This is a genomic window from Thermus sp., from assembly GCF_056332225.1.
Window position 1 is genome coordinate 1 of sequence record NZ_JBWGQW010000031.1, and the last position, 16,747, is coordinate 16,747.

16 protein-coding genes and 1 tRNA gene are annotated in these 16,747 nt (G+C 69.8%); 12 read left to right on the forward strand and 5 right to left on the reverse strand.

The features are described 5' to 3' along the window. Nucleotides 1-168 precede the first annotated feature (168 nt). The 9 genes from AC01Y6_RS06945 to AC01Y6_RS06985 all read left to right on the forward strand — a co-directional run bounded on the left by AC01Y6_RS06945 (nt 169) and on the right by AC01Y6_RS06985 (nt 9,512). A complete protein-coding gene (locus AC01Y6_RS06945; RefSeq protein WP_428719877.1) occupies nt 169-486 on the forward strand; it encodes a cupin domain-containing protein in 318 nt (105 codons plus the stop codon). A 41-nt stretch (nt 487-527) separates the two neighbouring features. Continuing rightward, on the forward strand, nt 528-2,693 hold the full coding sequence (locus tag AC01Y6_RS06950) for an ATP-binding protein (protein WP_476670850.1): 2,166 nt from the start codon (nt 528-530) through the stop codon (nt 2,691-2,693). Between the two features lie 5 nt (nt 2,694-2,698). Then, nucleotides 2,699-3,061 (forward strand): response regulator transcription factor, encoded by a 363-nt coding sequence (locus AC01Y6_RS06955; RefSeq protein WP_347240186.1) that lies wholly within the window; start codon nt 2,699-2,701, stop codon nt 3,059-3,061. Beyond that, a complete protein-coding gene (locus AC01Y6_RS06960; protein WP_476670851.1) occupies nt 3,045-4,193 on the forward strand; it encodes a HEAT repeat domain-containing protein in 1,149 nt (382 codons plus the stop codon). Before AC01Y6_RS06955 ends, AC01Y6_RS06960 begins: the two co-directional genes overlap by 17 nt. Further along, nucleotides 4,181-5,608: a glycosyltransferase family 2 protein gene (locus AC01Y6_RS06965; RefSeq protein WP_476670852.1), complete on the forward strand. Its 1,428-nt coding sequence runs from the start codon at nt 4,181-4,183 to the stop codon at nt 5,606-5,608. The genes AC01Y6_RS06960 and AC01Y6_RS06965 overlap by 13 nt, the downstream gene beginning before the upstream one ends. 165 nt (nt 5,609-5,773) lie before the next feature. Then, on the forward strand, nt 5,774-6,628 hold the full coding sequence (locus AC01Y6_RS06970) for an NAD(P)H-dependent flavin oxidoreductase (protein WP_476670854.1): 855 nt from the start codon (nt 5,774-5,776) through the stop codon (nt 6,626-6,628). A 5-nt stretch (nt 6,629-6,633) separates the two neighbouring features. Beyond that, nucleotides 6,634-8,340 carry an FAD-dependent oxidoreductase gene (locus AC01Y6_RS06975; protein WP_476670856.1) on the forward strand — a complete coding sequence of 569 codons (1,707 nt, stop codon included), beginning with the start codon at nt 6,634-6,636 and terminating at the stop codon, nt 8,338-8,340. 10 nt (nt 8,341-8,350) lie between these two features. Then, nucleotides 8,351-8,845, forward strand: a complete 495-nt coding sequence (locus tag AC01Y6_RS06980) for a hypothetical protein (protein WP_428719883.1) — start codon at nt 8,351-8,353, stop codon at nt 8,843-8,845. A 25-nt stretch (nt 8,846-8,870) separates the two neighbouring features. Beyond that, the gene (locus AC01Y6_RS06985; RefSeq protein WP_347240193.1) at nt 8,871-9,512 is read left to right on the forward strand and encodes a TetR/AcrR family transcriptional regulator; all 642 of its coding nucleotides are present in this window, start codon (nt 8,871-8,873) and stop codon (nt 9,510-9,512) included. A gap of 38 nt (nt 9,513-9,550) precedes the next feature. On the opposite strand, the gene uvrA is transcribed toward AC01Y6_RS06985, so the two are convergent. Continuing rightward, nucleotides 9,551-12,409: an excinuclease ABC subunit UvrA gene (gene uvrA / locus AC01Y6_RS06990; protein WP_476670858.1), complete on the reverse strand. Its 2,859-nt coding sequence runs from the start codon at nt 12,407-12,409 to the stop codon at nt 9,551-9,553. A 74-nt stretch (nt 12,410-12,483) separates the two neighbouring features. On the opposite strand from uvrA, the gene AC01Y6_RS06995 reads away from it, so the two are divergent. Then, nucleotides 12,484-13,515, forward strand: coding sequence for an SIS domain-containing protein (locus AC01Y6_RS06995; protein WP_476670860.1), 1,032 nt, complete (start codon nt 12,484-12,486; stop codon nt 13,513-13,515). Between the two features lie 139 nt (nt 13,516-13,654). On the opposite strand, the gene AC01Y6_RS07000 is transcribed toward AC01Y6_RS06995, so the two are convergent. Next, entirely contained in the window at nt 13,655-13,984 is a 330-nt protein-coding gene (locus AC01Y6_RS07000; protein ID WP_428719886.1) for a tRNA-binding protein, read from the reverse strand. 41 nt (nt 13,985-14,025) lie between these two features. Next, a tRNA-Ile gene (locus tag AC01Y6_RS07005) sits at nt 14,026-14,102 on the reverse strand. Nucleotides 14,103-14,168: 66 nt separating this feature from the next. Here AC01Y6_RS07005 and AC01Y6_RS07010 point away from each other — a divergent pair. Together AC01Y6_RS07010 and AC01Y6_RS07015 are read left to right on the forward strand one after the other, a co-directional pair. Then, nucleotides 14,169-14,360, forward strand: a complete 192-nt coding sequence (locus tag AC01Y6_RS07010) for a YgaP family membrane protein (protein WP_347241652.1) — start codon at nt 14,169-14,171, stop codon at nt 14,358-14,360. After that, nucleotides 14,357-14,881: a DUF402 domain-containing protein gene (locus tag AC01Y6_RS07015; protein ID WP_476670861.1), complete on the forward strand. Its 525-nt coding sequence runs from the start codon at nt 14,357-14,359 to the stop codon at nt 14,879-14,881. The genes AC01Y6_RS07010 and AC01Y6_RS07015 overlap by 4 nt, the downstream gene beginning before the upstream one ends. Here AC01Y6_RS07015 and AC01Y6_RS07020 read toward each other — a convergent pair. Together AC01Y6_RS07020 and AC01Y6_RS07025 are read right to left on the reverse strand one after the other, a co-directional pair. Further along, on the reverse strand, nt 14,878-15,897 hold the full coding sequence (locus tag AC01Y6_RS07020; RefSeq protein ID WP_476670862.1) for a hypothetical protein: 1,020 nt from the start codon (nt 15,895-15,897) through the stop codon (nt 14,878-14,880). The two genes, AC01Y6_RS07015 and AC01Y6_RS07020, sit on opposite strands and share 4 nt — an antisense overlap. Before the next feature lie 50 nt (nt 15,898-15,947). Next, nucleotides 15,948-16,496, reverse strand: a complete 549-nt coding sequence (locus tag AC01Y6_RS07025; protein WP_347241649.1) for a LabA-like NYN domain-containing protein — start codon at nt 16,494-16,496, stop codon at nt 15,948-15,950. Nucleotides 16,497-16,747: the final 251 nt, after the last annotated feature.

Sequence of the window (16,747 nt, forward strand, 5' to 3'; positions counted from 1 at the left end):
ACCAGGGCCCTTCCCTTGAGGGGAAGTGCGGCCACCAGGGCCTGGTGCCTGCCGTCTTCCGCGAAGGTCCAGTCCACCCTTACTTGCCCCCCTCTTCTCTTCCCTTGTCAAGGCCCAGCCCTCAAAGTGATCAGAGCTCAGGGTGTGCCCGTCTGGTAGACTTGCGTCATGGAGATCCGGGATTTGAAGAGTCTGGTGCGCTACGACCCAGAAAAGATGGCCAAGATCCCCGTCTTCCATTCGGAGAGGATGCTTTACGACCTTTACGCCCTTCTGCCAGGGCAGGCCCAAAAGGTACACGCTCACGAAGGCTCGGACAAGGTGTACTACGTGCTGGAAGGGGAGGTGGTGGCCCGCGTGGGAGAGGAGGAGGCCCTTCTGGCCCCGGGGATGGCTGTTTTGGCCCCGGCGGGGGTGCCTCACGGGGTGAGGAACGCGTCGGGAAGCCCCGCCCTTCTCCTGGTGGTCATGGCTCCCAGACCCTAGGTTTTCACGGGGTTTTCGAGCGCCTCTCCTATACTGGGGCCATGGTTCAGAACCCCCCTGGGGACCTGGCCTTTCTGTCGGGCCTTCTGCGCCGCTACTCGGTGCAGCTGGTCTTTCGGGGGGCGGTTCTGCCCGAGGGCCCCTTGCGGGGGGAAAAGCTTCTGGAGGAGGGGGAGGCCGCCCTTTATTGGACGGGCAGCCGCCCCCCAGGCCCGGAGACCCTCGAGGCCCTGCGCCTCCTCCTCGGGGCCTTCCAGGAGGTCTTGGCCCTGAGGGAGCGGGAGCTCGCCCTCCTCCGGGCCCAAGACGAGACGGCCAGGCTTCTCCGCCTCCTCCTCCACGAGATCAAGAACCCCCTCATGAGCGTCCTCGGGGCCTTGGAGCTTGCTCTGGAGACCGAGGGGCTGCCCGAGGAGGCCAAGGAGCTTCTGGAGATCGCCGAAAGGAGCGCCCGGCGCATCCGGGAGCTTTTGGAGAAGGCCCAGGAGTACCTGAAGCTCGGCCAGGGGGTGCGCCTAAAGAGCGAGCGGGTGGACCTTAAGGCCCTTCTCTCCCAGGCGGCCGAGGAGGTCCGGCCCCTGGCCCGGAGGAAAGGCGTCGCCCTGCGGCTTACCCTCCCCCGGGGGGAGGCCTGGGTCTACGGGGACCCGGACTGGCTCTACCAAGCCGTGCTCAACGTGCTCAACAACGCCATCAAGTACACCCCAAAAGGGGGCAAGGTGGCGGTGCGGCTCCTCGTGGGGCGGGACCAGTACGGCGTCGCCGTCGCCGACACGGGGCCCGGCATCCCCAAGGAGGAGCAGGAGAAGGTGTTTGAGCCCTTCTACCGGGCCTCCACCCGGGGGGAGGCCGAGGGCACGGGGCTCGGGCTTGCCCTGGTGAAGCGGGTCCTCGAGGCCCACGGGGGAGAGGTGCGCCTCAAGAGCCGCCTGGGGCGGGGAAGCACCTTCCTCCTCCTCCTCCCCAGGCCCAGGCCCGGGAGGCGGGCCCCCGTGGGCCGGCTTCTCCTCCTCGCCCTGGCCTTCCTCGCCCTGACCCGCCTGCCCATCTACCCTGCTTCCCTGGGCACCCGGGCCTTCGGGGCCGTGCCCTCGGGGGAGGTGGTGCGCCTTTCCGGCCTGGAGCTCGCCTTCAGCCCGGACGCCCAGGGGGAGGCCCGGCGCTGGCGGAGCCTCTGGGGCGGGGGGGAGAGGGTCCAGGTGCGGCTCCTTAGGGGCGGGGTGGAGGCCCTGCGCGAGGCTTCGGTGCCCCTCGCCCTCTCCACCCCGGAAGGGGAGGTGAAGCCCCTTGGGACCCATCTCCGCCTTTCCCGGGGCGAGAGGGCCCGGCTTTCCCTCTACCGGGGAGAGGTGGCCTTGGGGAAGGAGCGGCTTCCTTCCGGGGAGGGGGCGGTCTTGGGCACGGGGGTGCGCCGGAAGCTCTTTCCTGCTCCCCTGGTGCGCCCCGCCCAGGGAGAGGGGGGGGAGGTGGCCTTCCGCCTCCTCCTTCCCGAGGGGGCCCGGGGCTTCCGGGTGGAGGTGCGAAGCGGGGGGCGGGTGGTCCTCTCGGCCAAGGGAGAGGGGAGCCTCTTCCTCTACCGGCCCCAGGCGGACCGCCTTTCGGAGGTGCGCGCCTTCGCCCTGGACGAGGTGGGCCTCGAGGGCTTCCCCTCCGACCCCGTGCCCTTCCGGGAGCGCTACAGCTTTTACCGGGGCAAGGCCCTCCTCCCCAAGGACCCTGGGGGCGCCGAGGCCTATTTGAGGCGGGCGGTGGCCGCCTTCCCCGACGACGCCGAGGCCCTTGGGGAGCTCGCCTTCGCCCTCTACCTCCAGGGCCGCCACGCCGAGGCCAAGCTCCTCTACGAGAAGTCCCTCGCCCTTTTGGACAGCCCCGACGTCCGGGTGCGCTACGCCCGGCTCCTCTACCACATGGGCCGCCCCGCCGAGGCGGAGGAGAACTACCGGCGGGTCCTGGCCCAGGACCCCGGCAACCTGGACGCCCGCTGGGGCCTGGCCGAGGCGGTCCTCGCCCTGGGGCGGGCCCGGGAGGCCGAGCTTTTGGCCCGGCAGGTGCTCTCCCTCAAGCCCGACTACCCCCTGGCCCGCTTCACCCTGGCCAAGGCCCTCCTGGAGGGGGGGAGGAAGGAGGAGGCCAAGGGCCTTTTGCGGGAGGAACTCCGCCTAAACCCTGACCCCGAGGTAAAGGCCCTCTTGGCCCGGATAGAATGAGGACCATGGCCCGGGTGCTGGTGGTGGAGGACGACCCGGCGGTGGCCCAGGTGCTGGAGCTCGCCCTCAGGCGGGCGGGCCACCAGGTCCACCTGGCCCGGGACTTCCCCGCGGGCAAGCGGGCCCTGGCCGAGCCCTGGGACGCCGTGGTCCTGGACCTGAACCTTCCCGGGGGCTTCGGCCTGGACCTCCTCCGCCACCTCCGGCAGGACCTCAAGAGGGACACCCCCGTGGTGGTCCTCTCCGGGCTCAAGCAGGAGCACCACGTCCTGGAGGCCCTGAGGCTTGGGGCCCAGGACTACCTCACCAAGCCCTTTAGTCCTAAGGAGCTCCTCCTCCGCCTGGAGCGGCATGTGGCGGCGCGGTGAGCGGCTTTACGCCCTTTTGGTCTTCGGGGTTCTGGCCCTGGAGGCCTACGCCCTGGGGGCCTTGGTGTTCCTCTTCTCCGCTAGGCTCATGGGCTGGGCGGGCTTTTCCCAGGTAGAGGCGGCCCTCCTCCAGGCCCTGGCCCTTACCGCCCTCGCCCTCGTCCTCCTCGGGGCCTATGTCCTCCTCTACCACGCCTACTCCGCCTCGAGGGAGGCCTGGGAGCGGGAGACCTTTGACCGCTGGCTCCGCCTCTTCACCGAGGCCCTCTTCGGGGAGGCTTCCCTCCCGCCCCCCCCTTGGCCCGAGCCCGCCCTTCGGGCCCTCCTCCGCCTCCGGGAGATGCTCAAGGGGGAGGCCGGGGAGCAGGTGGCGGACTGGCTCCGAAGGGCCTCTCCCCCCTGGGCCCGCCTCTTGGGGCGGCGCTTCCTCACCAAGCCCGAGCGCCTCGAGGCCCTGGAGGCCCTGGGCCTCGCCCGCCTCCCGGAGACCCTGGAGGCCATCCTGCCCTACCTGGCCCACCCCGACCCCGTCCTCCGCCTGGCGGCGGCCCGGGCCGGGGCCCGGGTGGCCCAGGGCGAGGGGGTCTTGCGCCTGGGGGAGGCCCTTCTCGCCTCGGGGCTTTCCCGGGGGGCGCTCCTCGAGGCCCTCCTCCTCCTGGAGGACCGGGCCCCGCCGGTGGCCGCCCTCTTCTTGGAGAAGGGGAATAAGGAGGCGGTGTGGGCCGCCCTGGAGGCCATAGGCCGCCTCCGCCTCCACGCCCTGGCCGAGAAGGTGCCCCCCTTCCTGGAGGCCGAAGACCCCGAGGTGCAAGCCGCCGCCCTCAGGGCCCTCGCCCGCCTGGGCTACCCCCCGGAGGGACGGGAGGCCTCCCTCCTCTCCCTCCTGCGCCACGGGGAGGAGTTCTTGCGGGCGCAGGCGGCCCGCGCCCTTCCCCTCCTCCCCAAGGCCCTCGCCCGGAGGGCGCTTTGGGAGGCCCTGAAGGACCCCTCCTTCTACGTGCGCCGGGCGGCGGCGGAGGCCCTGGCGGCCCTGGACCCGGAGGCCCTGAGGCAGGCGGCGGAGGCCCACCCCGACCCCTACGGCCGGGCCATGGCGGCCCAGGTGCTTCGGGAGCGCGAATGGACTTCTTAGCTTTCCTCTTCTATTTCTACCAAATCTTCGTTCTCTACTACTTCACCCTCCTCAACCTCATCTACGGGGTCTCGGCCCTCTTCGGCCTCCGGAGGGTGGCCCGCTACGCAAGGGAGCTTTCCGAGCTTTCCCTGAAGGACCTCCTGGAGCGGGAGGCCTACCTTCCCGTTTCCATCCTCGTCCCCACCTACAACGAGGAGAAGACCATCGCCGACTCCGTGCGCTCCTTCCTCGCCCTGCAGTACCCCCAGTTTGAGGTGATCGTGGTGGCGGACGGCCCCAAGGACCGGACCCTCGAGGTCCTGAAGGAGGCCTTCCGCCTGGTCCAGGTGGAGTGGGTCTTCCGCAGGGCCCTCCCCACCAAGCCCGTCCGCGGGGTCTACCGCTCCCTCACCCACCCCAACCTCCTAGTGGTGGACAAGGAGAACGGGGGCAAGGCGGACGCCCTGAACGCCGGGCTCAACCTGGCCCGCTACCCCCTCTTCTGCGCCGTGGACGCCGACAGCCTCCTGGACCCCGAGGCCCTGCTTCGGGCAAGCCGCCTCTTCCTGGAGGGCGAGCGGGTCCTGGCCGTGGGGGGCACCATCCGCCCCCTGAACGGGGCCCGGGTGCGGGAGGGCATCGTGGAGGAGCTCCGCCTTCCCTCCGGATTCCTTGAAAGAATGCAGATCCTTGAGTACGCCCGGGCCTTCTTCATGGGCCGGGCGGGCTGGAGCGCCATGGACGCCCTCCTCATCATCTCCGGGGCCTTCGGGCTCTTCCGCCGGGCCGAGGTCCTGAGGGTGGGGGGCTACCGCACGGACACCGTGGGGGAGGACATGGAGCTCGTGGTGCGCCTGCACCGCCGGGCCCGGGAGGAGGGGCGGGACTACCGCATCCTCTACACCCCGGACCCCATCTGCTACACCGAGGTGCCCTCGGACTGGACCACCCTGAGGCGGCAGCGCAACCGCTGGCACCGGGGCCTTTGGGAGGTCCTCCTCGCCCACTGGCCCATGCTCTTCAACCCCCGCTACGGGCGGCTCGGCCTTCTGGCCATGCCCTACTTCCTCCTCTTTGAGGCCCTGGGCCCGGTGGTGGAGGTGCTGGGCTACCTGCTCCTTCCCGTCTTCTACCTCCTGGGAATGCTCAACCTGGACTTCGCCCTCCTCTTCCTCCTCCTCGCCCTGGGCTACGGGGTCCTCCTCTCCCAGCTCGCCGTGGGCATGGAGACCCTCCTCCTCCGGCGCTACCCCAGGCTTTGGGACCGGGTGGTCCTCCTCTTCCTCGGGGTCCTCGAGGTCTTGGGCTACCGCCAGGTCCTGGCCCTGGAGCGCTTCCTCGCCACCTTCCAGGTGTGGCGCAAGCGGGGCCAGTGGGGGGAGATGCGGCGCAAGGGCCTAGGGGCGGAAGCGCAAGACCACCAAAAGCCTTAGGCCCGTGGAAACCAGAAGGGGCAGGTGGTAGGGGCTTGGGCCCAGGGGGAGGCGGGCCACCTGGCCCGCGAGGAGGCTTCCCAAAAGCCCCCCAAGCCCGAGGGCCAGCCAGAAGAGTCCGGTTCCACCCCCCGATTATCCTTTGAACCCGGTAAAATCCCCCACATGGAGACCGCCGTCACCCGGATGCTGGGCATCCGCTACCCCATCGTGGCCGCGCCCATGTTTTTGGTGTCTAACGCCCCCCTTCTCCAGGCGGTGGCGGAGGCGGGGGGGATCGGGGTGATCCCGAGCCTCAACTTCCGCACCCACCAGGCCTTTCAGGAGTTCTTGGAGAGTTTTCCCCAGGGGGTGCCCTTCGGGGTGAACCTCATCCTGAAGGACAACCCCCGCCTGAAGGAGGACCTTAAGGCCGTGGTGGAGCGCAAGGTCCCCCTGGTGGTCACCTCCCTTGGGGACCCCACCTGGGTGGTGGAGCGGGTCAGGGCCTATGGCGGCGTGGTCTGGTGCGACGTGGTGGGCCTAAGGCACGGGAAAAAGGCGGTGGAGGCCGGGGCGGACGCCCTGGTGGCCGTGGCCTCGGGGGCCGGGGGGCACGCCGGGAGGGTGAGCCCCTTCGTCCTCGGGCCCTGGCTTCGGGAGGAGCTAGGGGTGCCGGTGCTCATCGCCGGGGGGATCGCCACCGGCAGGCAGGTCCTCGCCGCCTTGGCCCTGGGGGACGGGGCCTATATCGGCACCCGCTTCATCGCCACCCTGGAGTCGGGGGCGCCTTTGGAGTACAAGGAAGCCCTTCTCCGCGCCCAGCCGGAGGACATAGAGTACACCCCCGAGGTCACGGGGGTCCCCGCCAACTTCCTCCGGGAGTCCCTGGAGCGCTTCCGCCAAGGAGGGGGCAAGGCCTGGAAGGAGGTCTACTCCGCTGGGCACGGGGTGGCCTTCATCCGCGAGATCCCCTCGGCCAAGGAGGTGGTGGCCCGCCTGGTGGCGGAGTACCAGGAGGCCAAGGCCCAACTTCCTTAAGGGCCGTGCGCTGGCTTGCCCTCGCGCTTTTCCTGGGCTTGGGGCTTGCCCAGTACGACCTCGTGGTCTACGGGGCCACGCCCCAAGGGGTGGCGGCGGCGGTGGCCGCGGCCCAGGAGGGGCTTAAGGTACTCCTCCTGGAGCCTGGGCGGGGCGTAGGGGGGGTGCTCACCCAGGGGTGGCTCGCCACCCTGGACCTGGCCAAGGACCGGGAAGGGCTCCTCCAGGCCGGCCTCTTCCGGGAGTTCTACCGCCGCGTCGGGCAGGAGGCCTCCTTTGACGTGAGGGAGGCGGAACGGGTCCTTTGGGCCATGCTCCGGGAGGCCGGGGCGGAGGTGCGCCTCGAGGAGCCCATAGACCGCCTGGAGAGGGAGGGCTCGAGGCTCCTTGCCCTCGCCACCCCCAAGGGGACCTACCCGGCCCTCTATTTCGTGGACGCCACGGACACCGCCGAGCTGGCCTTCCGCGCCGGGGCCTCCTTTACCCTGGGGCGGGAGGACACGGGGCTGGACCAGAGGGCCATGGCCGCCACCCTGGTCTTCCGCCTGGAGGGCGTCCCCTGGGGGGCGGTTCTTTTGGCCTTGAACTACGACGGCCAGGTCCGGCGCACGGGGGCCGGGGCCTGGGGGCGGAGCGGGTGGGGGTTTGGCGACCTGGCGCGGGGGTACGTCCCTTCCGACCCCGCCCGCTACGCCCTCCGCGGCCTCAACCTGGCCCGTCAGGACGACGGGAGCCTCCTGGTGAACGCCCTCCTCATCTTCGGGGTGGACGGGACGGATCCCCTGGCCCTGGAGCGCGTCCGGGCCGAGGCGGCCCTGGAGGCCGACCGGGTGGTGGCCTATCTGCGGGAAAAGGACCCCCTGCTCTTCGGCACGGCCCGGCTCGCCGGCGTGGCCCCGGCCCTCTACCTCAGGGAAAGCCGCCACCTAAAGGCCCTCTACCGCCTCCGGGCCGAGGAGGTGCTCCTGGGCAGGAACTTCCCCGACGCCGTGGCCCTCGGGGGGTACCCCCTGGACGGCCAGGCCTACTTCCCCGGGGAGACCCCCTACCTCCTCGGCACCCCGGCCCCCTACGGCGTGCCCTTCCGCGCCCTGGTGCCCCGGGAGCTCCGGAACCTCCTCGTGGTCTCCCAGGCGGCCGGGTTTGACAGCGCCGCCGCCTTCTCCGCCCGGGTGGTGCCCCTGCAGATGGCCCTGGGAGAGGCGGCGGGGGTGGCGGCGGCCCTCCTGCGCAAGGCCCCCCAGGCGGGGCTGGAGAAGGCCCCCTTGGTGGACTTCCACCAGCTCGCCCAGAGCCCAAGCGGGGTGGAGGCCCTGCGCAAGCGTCTCCTGGAGCGGGGCGCCCGGCTTTCCTCCGAGGAGAGGGGGCGGCCGGAGGAGGGGAGGCGGGGCTTCCGGGAGGCGGTGCGCCTCCTCCGGCGGGGCCTCTTCGCCGGACCCTACTACCTGAAGGGAAGCCTGGGCCTCGCCAACCCCATCCTCCTGGGGGACTTTCTGGCAAATCTTGAACACTACTACCGGGCCAAGGGCCTGGAGGACCGCCTCCGGGTGGTGCTGAAGGCCAGGGAGCTCTACCGGGAGGAGCTGCAGCGCCCCCTCGGGCGCCGGCTCCTCAACCAGCTCCTGCTGGCCCTGGGGGAGGCTGGGGTGGAGGGCCCGGAGGCCGTCTCCCGGGGGGAGGCGGCCGAGCTCCTCTTCCGCCTTCTGCCATAATGGGCGAAAGGTGCTCGCCGTCCTCCTCCTCCCGGAGTTTTCCGAGCTCGAGGCCGCCTTGGCCCTCGAGGCCGCCCGGCGCCTGGAGATCCCCGCCTACACCGTGGCCAAGGGGCGGAAGGGCACCTTGGCCCTGGCGGGCTCGGTTTGGACCCCCACCTACGCCTTCCCGGCGGCCCCGCCCCCAAAGGCCCTCCTCATCCCCGGGGCCAGGAGGCCCGAGCGCCCCGCCAAGGACGCCTCCTGGCTCGCCTTTTTGGAGGAGGTGTGGGAGGGCCTCGAGGCCGTCTTCCTGGGCTTCAACGCCCACCTCTTCTTGGCGGAGGCGGGGAGGCTTCCAAAGGAGGTGGCGGCCCCGGGGGAGGTGGCGGAGGCCCTTCGGGCCCTGGGCTACTGGGTGGTGCCGGGGGGCTTCCACCGGGAGGGGAAGGTCTACGCCACCCAAGGCGGCCTCGCCTTGCTCCCGGCCCTCTCGGACTGGGCCGGCAAGGCGATTGAGCTTTGAGTTTTTAGGGAAGTACACTTACCCCATGGGCGTCCGGGAGTACCAGAAAAAGCGCCGCCGCGACCGGATCTTCCAGGCGGCCATGAACCTTTTCCGCGAGCGCGGCTTCCAGGCCACCACGGCCACGGACATCGCCAAGGCCGCCCACGTCTCCCGCGGCACCTTCTTCAACTACTACCCTTACAAGGAGGCGGTCCTTCTGGACTACGGGAGCCTCCTCCTCTCCAGGCTCAGGGAGGAGGTGCGCCGCCGTCTGGCCCAGGGGATGGACCCTTTGGCCGTTCTCCGCTTTCTCCTTCAGGAAGTGGCCAAGGCCACCGAGGAGGAGAAGGACCTCCTCCTTCCCCTCCTCTACGAGCTCTTAAACCCCGACCCCATCCGGGCCAAGACCGCCTTTGAGGCCCTCCCCTTAGGGGACCTCATCGCCGAGGTGCTAAGGCCCCTGCGGGAGAAAGGGGTGGTGCGCCAGGACCTCTCCCTGGAGCGCATGGGGCGCACCCTGGCCGACCTCTACTTCCTCTCCGCCCTGCGCTGGGCCGCCTACACGCCCCACCGAGGCCTTTCCGAGGAGCTGGAGAAGTCCCTTTCCTTGGCCTTGGAGGGCATCCTCGCCCGGAGCCAGGACTTAGCGCCGGGCACCCAGGCCAAGGCGAAGAGAGGCCCGTAATCCCACCCCGTGCTGGCGCAGGCCAGGATGGGATGACCTCAGTCCGCCGCCACCTCGAGGCGCTCGGCGATCTCCGGGATCCTGGCCAGGAACACCCCGGTGGGGCTCCCCGTGAGGGCCACCTCCTCCGGGGTTCCCTCGGCCACGATCTCCCCGCCCCGGTCCCCCCCCTCGGGGCCCAGGTCAATGACCCAGTCCGCGGTCTTCACCACGTCCAGGTTGTGCTCAATGACCACCACGGTGTTGCCCGCGTCCACCAGGCGGTGAAGCACCGAGAGGAGCTTGGCCACGTCCTCAAAGTGGAGCCCGGTGGTGGGCTCGTCCAGGATGTAGAGGGTGCGGCCCGTGGACTTGCGGCCGAGCTCCGTGGCGAGCTTGATCCTTTGGGCCTCGCCCCCCGAGAGGGTGGGGGAGGGCTGGCCCAGGCGCATGTACCCCAGGCCCACGTCCACCATGAGCTGGAGCTTGCGGGCGATGGTGGGAACGTTCTGGAAGAAATCCAGGGCCTCCTCGGCGGTCATGTCCAGGACGTCGGCGATGCTCTTCCCCCGGAGCTTGACCTCGAGGGTCTCCTTGTTGTAGCGCTTGCCCTTGCACACCTCGCAGGGGACGTAGAGGTCGGGCAGGAAGAGCATCTCGATCTTCACCGTGCCGTCCCCGCCGCAGGCCTCGCACCGCCCCCCCTTCACGTTGAAGGAGAAGCGGCCTGGGCCGTACCCCCGCTTCCTCGCCTCCGGGGTCTTGGCGAAGAGGTCGCGGATCTCGTCAAAGATGCCCGTGTAGGTGGCGGGGTTGGACCGAGGGGTGCGGCCGATGGGGGACTGGTCAATCTCAATCACCTTGTCCAGGTGCTCCACCCCCTCCAGGGCCTCGTAGGCCCCGGGGGTGGTCTTGGCCCGCATGAGCCTTTGGGCCAGGGCGGCGTAGAGGACGTCGTGGATGAGGGTGCTCTTGCCGCTTCCCGAAGGGCCGGTCACGGCCACGAAGCGGCCCAAGGGGATCCTCAGGGTGACGTTTTTCAGGTTGTGCTCCCTCGCCCCCCTAAGCACGAGCCACTTGCCGTTTCCCTTGCGCCGCTCTTTGGGCACGGGGATCCTCTTCTCACCCCGGAGGTAGGCTCCGGTGAGGCTCTTGGGGTTTTGCAGAATGGCCTCCAGGGGGCCCTCCGCCACCACCTCCCCCCCGTGGACCCCCGCCCCGGGGCCCATGTCCACGATCCAGTCGGCGGCCCGCATGGTCTCCTCGTCGTGCTCCACCACGACGAGGGTGTTGCCCAGGGCCTGGAGGCGCTTCAGGGTGGCGATGAGGCGCTGGTTGTCCCGGGGGTGGAGGCCGATGCTGGGCTCGTCCAGGACGTAGAGCACCCCGGTGAGGCCCGAGCCCACCTGGGTGGCCAGCCGGATCCTCTGGGCCTCGCCCCCGGAGAGGGTGTTGGCCGCCCGGTCCAGGGTGAGGTAGTCCAGGCCCACCCCCACCAGGAAGCCCAGGCGCTCCACGATCTCCCGGAGGATGGGCCTGGCGATCTGGGCCTGGAAGGGGGAGAGCCTCTCCTCCAGGCCCTGGAAGAACTCCAAGGCCTCCCGCACGGGAAGGGCCGAGACCTCGGCGATGTTCCTCCCCGCCACCCGCACGGAGAGCACCTCCTTCTTGTAGCGGGTCCCCCCGCAGACCGGGCAGGGCTTCATGGACATGAAGGCCTCGAGGGCCTCCCGCACCCCCTCGGAGTCCGCCTCCTGGTAGCGCTTCTCCAGCCAGGGGATGACCCCCTCGTAGTGGACCTCCACCCGGAGGGTCTCCTTGCCCCCCCGGCGAAAGACCACCTCAAAGGGCTCGGGAAGGCCGTAGAGCACGGCCCGCTTCGCCTCCTCCGGCAGGTCCTTGAAGGGGGTCTTGAGGTCAAAGCCCAGGTGCTCGGCGAGGGCCCGAAGCCGGTCCCAAAGGTAGCTCCGCCCCGTGTCCCGCCCCCTTGACCAGGGGAGGATGGCCCCCTCGGCCAGGGAGAGCTCGGGGTTGACGATGAGGGCCGGGTCAAACTCCTGCTTGTAGCCGAGGCCCGAGCAGGCGGGGCAGGCCCCGTAGGGGCTGTTGAAGGAGAAGATGCGGGGCTCAAGCTCCTCCAGGACCGAGCCGTGCTCCGGGCAGGCGAACTTCTCCGAGAAGAGCTCCTCCTCCCCGGTATCCGGGTAGAGGACCCGCATGAGGCCCTCCCCCCGAAGGAGGGCGAGCTCCACCGCCTCGGCGATCCGGGGGCGCTCCTCCTCCCTAAGGGCCACCCGGTCAATCACCAGGTCAATGTCGTGCTTCTCGTACTTCTCCAGGTTTAGGCCCTGGGCCTCCTCCAGGAGGTAGACCACCCCGTCCACCCGCACCCGGGCGTACCCCTCCTTCATGAGCTGCTGGAAGAGCTTCCTGTACTCCCCCTTTCTTCCCCGCACCAGGGGGGCCATGAGGACGGCCCGGGTGCCGGGGGGGCGCTGGAGGAGGCGGTCGGTGATCTCGCTCGCCGACTGCTTCTCTATGGGGCGGCCGCACTCGGGGCAGTAGGCCTGGCCCACGCGGGCGAAGAGGAGGCGGAGGTAGTCGTGGACCTCCGTGACGGTGCCCACGGTGGAGCGGGGGTTGTGGCTCGTGGTCTTCTGGTCAATGGAGATGGCCGGGGAAAGCCCCTCAATGCTCTCCACCTCGGGCTTGTCCATGACCCCGAGGAACTGGCGGGCGTAGCTGGAGAGGCTTTCCACGTAGCGCCTCTGCCCTTCGGCGTAGAGGGTGTCAAAGGCCAGGGTGCTCTTTCCCGAGCCCGAGACTCCGGTGATGACGATGAACTTGCCCCGGGGGAGCTCGAGGCTGATGTTCTTGAGGTTGTGCTCCCTCGCGCCCCGGATGACGATGCGGTCCATCCGTGGAAGTATACCACCCCTCCTCGGGAGGGAGTAGGGCTTGGGCGAGGGGTCTCCGTTTTTATCATGGGGTCATGGCCTCCTGGACCCTTCGGGAAGCGGAGGAAGCCCCCAAGGTGGTGGAGCGCCTCCTTCGGGAGAACGGGCCCGAGGTGCGGAGCCTTGCGGCCTTTTTGCGGCGGCGCCCTCCCGCCCTGGTGCTCACCGCCGCCCGGGGGAGCTCGGACCACGCCGCCCTCTTCGCCAAGTACCTCCTCGAGGCCCGCCTCCTCTGGCCCGTCCTCTCCCTGGCCCCCTCGGTTCTCACCCTCTACGGGGCGAGGCCCAAGGTGCCTTTTCCAAGCCTTCTCCTGGCCTTTAGCCAAAGCGGGGAGAGCCCCGACGTGGTGGAGGCGGTGCGGGCCTACCGGGCCCAAGGGGTCCTCACCGTGGCCTTGGTGAACCGGGAGGAGAGCCCCTTAGCCCGGGCGGCGGAGGTGGTCCTCCCCCTCCACGCCGGGGAGGAGCGGGCGGTGGCGGCCACCAAGAGCTTCCTGGCCATGCTGGCGGCCACGGCCCAGCTCCTCGCCCACCTCCTGGAGGAGCCCCGCCTCGAGGAGGCCCTTCCCGCCCTGCCGGAGGCCATGGCGAGAGCGTTAGGGGTGGAGGGGAGCCTGGAGTACCTGGAAGAGGCGGAGAACCTCTTCGCCCTGGGGCGGGGCTTCACCTACCCGGTGGCCCTCGAGGCCGCCCTCAAGCTCAAGGAGGTGGCGGGCCTCCACGCCGAGGGCCTCTCGGCCGCCGAGTTCCTCCACGGGCCCCAGGCCCTCCTGGAGCCGGGTTTCCCCGTCCTGGCCTTGGTGCAAGGGGACGAGGCCCGGGAGAGTCTCCTCGCTACCCTGGAGGGCCTCAAGGCCAAGGGGGCCCACCTCCTCGTCCTCTCCCCGGACCCCGACGCCCTGGCCCTGGCCGACACCCCCTTGCGCCTTCCCCTGGCCTTGGCCCCGGAGCTCACCCCCCTCCTCCTGGTCCAGGGCTTCTACCCCCTGGCCGAGGCCCTGGCCCGGGCCCGGGGTCTAGACCCGGACCGGCCCCGGCACCTCACCAAGGTGACCCGCACCCGCTAAGCGCCCGCGCCCTAGTTTCGCGGCATGGGATGACCGAACCGGGGGATCGCTTTTACCGGGGCCCCCATGCTGGCGCAAGCCAGCATGGGGTGGTTTTACCGGGGCCCCCATGCTGGCGCAAGCCAGCATGGGGTTGGGATTAAAAGACCTTGCCCCCTAGGGGCACCTCCCGCTCCGGGGCGAGGAGGACCACCCGCCCCGCCTCGTCCGGCACCCCCAGGACCAAAACCTCCGAGGGGAAGCCCCCGATGACCCGGGTTCCCAGGTTCACCGCCGCCACCACCAGGCGGCCCTCGAGGTCCTCCGGGCGGTAAAGGTCGGTGATCTGGGCGGAACTCTGCTTAACCCCCAGGGGGCCAAAGTCTATCCAGAGCTTGTAGCTGGGCTTTTTGGCCTTGGGGTGGGGCTCGGCCCGCACCACCCGGCCCACCCGGAGGTCCAGGGTCTGGAAGGCTTCAAGGGGCTCCACGCCCCAAGTGTGGCAAAAGGAAAAGCCCCCGGCAAGGGGGCTGGTGGGCCGTGCAGGACTTGAACCTGCAACCAACCGGTTATGAGCCGGCCGCTCTGACCGATTGAGCTAACGGCCCGCGCCAAGGGGTTATTGTAGCACGAAGGCCCGCCTCTTCCGCTATACTGGGGCCAGGAGGTGAACCATGACGGTCAACGAAAGCACCACCGACCGGGCGATCCGCTTTGTCCTGGCCCTGGTCCTCTTCTACTTCGCCTTCCAGTCCGCTTCTCCCTGGAGCTGGATCCTGGGCCTCGTGGCGGTGGTCCTGCTCTTCACCGCCATCACCGGCTTCTGCGCCCTTTATAAGCTTCTCGGCATCAGCACCAAGCGGTGAGCTTCCCCGTCCTTCCCGGGGCGCGGGTGCGGGTGGAGTTTTGGAAGTACCCCGGGGAAAGGCTCCACTACTTTTGGGAGGCGGAGGTGGTGGAGGTGCGGGAGGAGGGGGTCCTCACCCTTCTCCCCCAGGGCGGGGTCTTCCACCACGCCGCCAAGGGCAAGGCCGTGATCCTGGACCACGACGCCTACGTGGCCTTCTTCCCCGGGGCCTGGTACTCCGGGGGGCCCGACGTGCGGGAGGGGCGGGTCCTGGAGTACTACTGGAACGTCCAGACCCCGGCGGAGTGGACGGGAAGGGGCTTCCGCCAGTACGACCTGGAGCTGGACGTGAAGTGCCGCGCCGACCACACCTGCGAGGTCTTTGACCGGGAGGAGTTTTTGGCCAAGCGCTCCCTCTACCCCAGGGCCTGGGTGGAGAAGGCGGAAGAGGCGGTGGAGGCCATCCTCCGCCACATGCGGGAGGGGCGCTGGCCCGTGCTTCCCCCGGGGGAGCCCCTCCCCTGGATGGAGCGCATCTAGGGGCTAACCCCGGGGAGGGGAGAGGGTCGGGGCTCCGGCCCTCCCGGCCCCCAGGCCTTTAGGGGGAGGAGGCGGCGGCCCTCCAGGCCCCAGCGCCCCTCCAGCACTACCTGGTAGAGAAGGCCCTTGAAGAAGCCGTGGAAGCTGTCCTCCCAGGTCTCCAGGTTCTGGGCCCTAAGGGGGTAGTTGTGCCAGGCGGGGCCCAGGTAGTAGAGCCAGGGGTCTTCCAGGGGCCGGGTGTCCTCCGGCGGGAGGCCGAGGAGGGCGTTGAAGTAGCCCCGTAGGCGGCTCGCGGTGAAGAGGAGGTTGAGGTAGGGGTCCTTGAGGGCCTCCCGGGCCTCGGCCTCGGTGTGGGGGAAGGGCCTTAGCGGGTCCCAGGCCCCGAAGCGGAGGAGGCGGGCTTCTTGCTTGAGGGCGTCCTCCCAGCTCATCTGGGCCAGGCCCAGGGTGCGGCTTAGGGGGACTTGCCCTTGGGCCTCCGCCAGCCCCTCGGCCAGGGTGTCCGCCACCTCCCGCACCCCCCGGGAGAGGCCCAGGGCCTTGTCCCCCCCGTACTGCTCGTTGTCCACGATGGCGGCCAGCACGCCCGGGGGAAGCCGCAGGGCCCCCGCCGCCGCCCGGATCTCCCCGGCGTGGGGCAGCACGTGGTGGGGGGCGGTGGGTAGGCCTTCCAGGTGGACGGGGCCCTTCCGCACCGCCTGGCCTACGGCCAGGATCCAGCGGTGGGCGGCCCTCAGGGCGTCTTCCGGACGGGAAAAGGCCGAGCGCTTGCCGGAGAGCTGGTTCTTAAGCTCCAGGCGGAGGAGGCGGTCGTAGGCCCGGGCGGCCTCCTTTCCGAGGAGGAGGTGTAGGCTCGTCTTCTGGGCGAGGTAGAGGGCCACAAGAGCCTCCCGCTCCTCCTTGGGGTAGGGGAGGAGGTCCCTGAGGCTTGGGGAGGGGGGCGGGGCGGGGGCTTGGGGCAGGGCCAGGAAGAAAAGAAGGAGGAGCACAAAGGCGGGCCAGGGACCTAGGGGCACGGGCTAAAGACTTGTTTCCGCTGGGGAACTCGTCTTTTTAGGGCCTCCGCCTAGGCGTCGGTCTCCTCCGCTGGGGCAGGGGGCATCTCCACCGTGGCCTCGAGGGGATACCCGGCGTAGGTGCGCCGCCCCCCCATGGTCCTTTCCAACACCTCCCGCCATTCGGGGAGGTTCAGGAAGCGGTCGGCCTGGTTGCGAAGCTCCAGGTCGGCGAGCTCATGGAGTCCCAGGAGGTAAAGTTCCTTGCCCAGGGCCCTTAGGGCCTGGAAGGTGTGCACCAGGTCCCCGGAGCCCGAGGCCACGATGGCCCGGTCCCAGCGGGGGGCGGTGGTGAGGAGGTCCGTGGCCATCATGGCCTCAAAGCGGGCCTCCCCCCGCACCAGGCGGCTCCGCACCGTGTAGCCCATGAAAACCAGGGCGTCAATGAAGCGTTGCTGGCGTTCGTCCTCGGGATCGGTGATGGGCACGTAGTAGAAGGCGTTGTATAGTTGCTCGGGGGTGGCGAACTGGGTGATCACCCGCCGATGGTCCACGTTCCAGCCCAGGCGCCTGGCCGCCTGGTACATGTAGGACCCGTCAATGAAAAGGGCAACCCGCATATGCCCCTATCTTAAGGGACCCTTTGCCTCTCCGCGAGGGGTGGGAAAGGCTACCCCCCTCGGGGCAGGCTTCTGGCCTCCCGGGGCGCTTTTTCTACCCTTTGGGCGTTCTTTTCCGGGGGCCCCCATGCTGGCGCAAGCCAGCATGGGGTGTTAGAGGCTGTCGTAAAAGCTCTCCACGGCCAGCTACGCGGCCCTGGCCAGCCGCTTCACCAACAAGCGTAGCATGCCCAGATACACCCAGGCCTCAA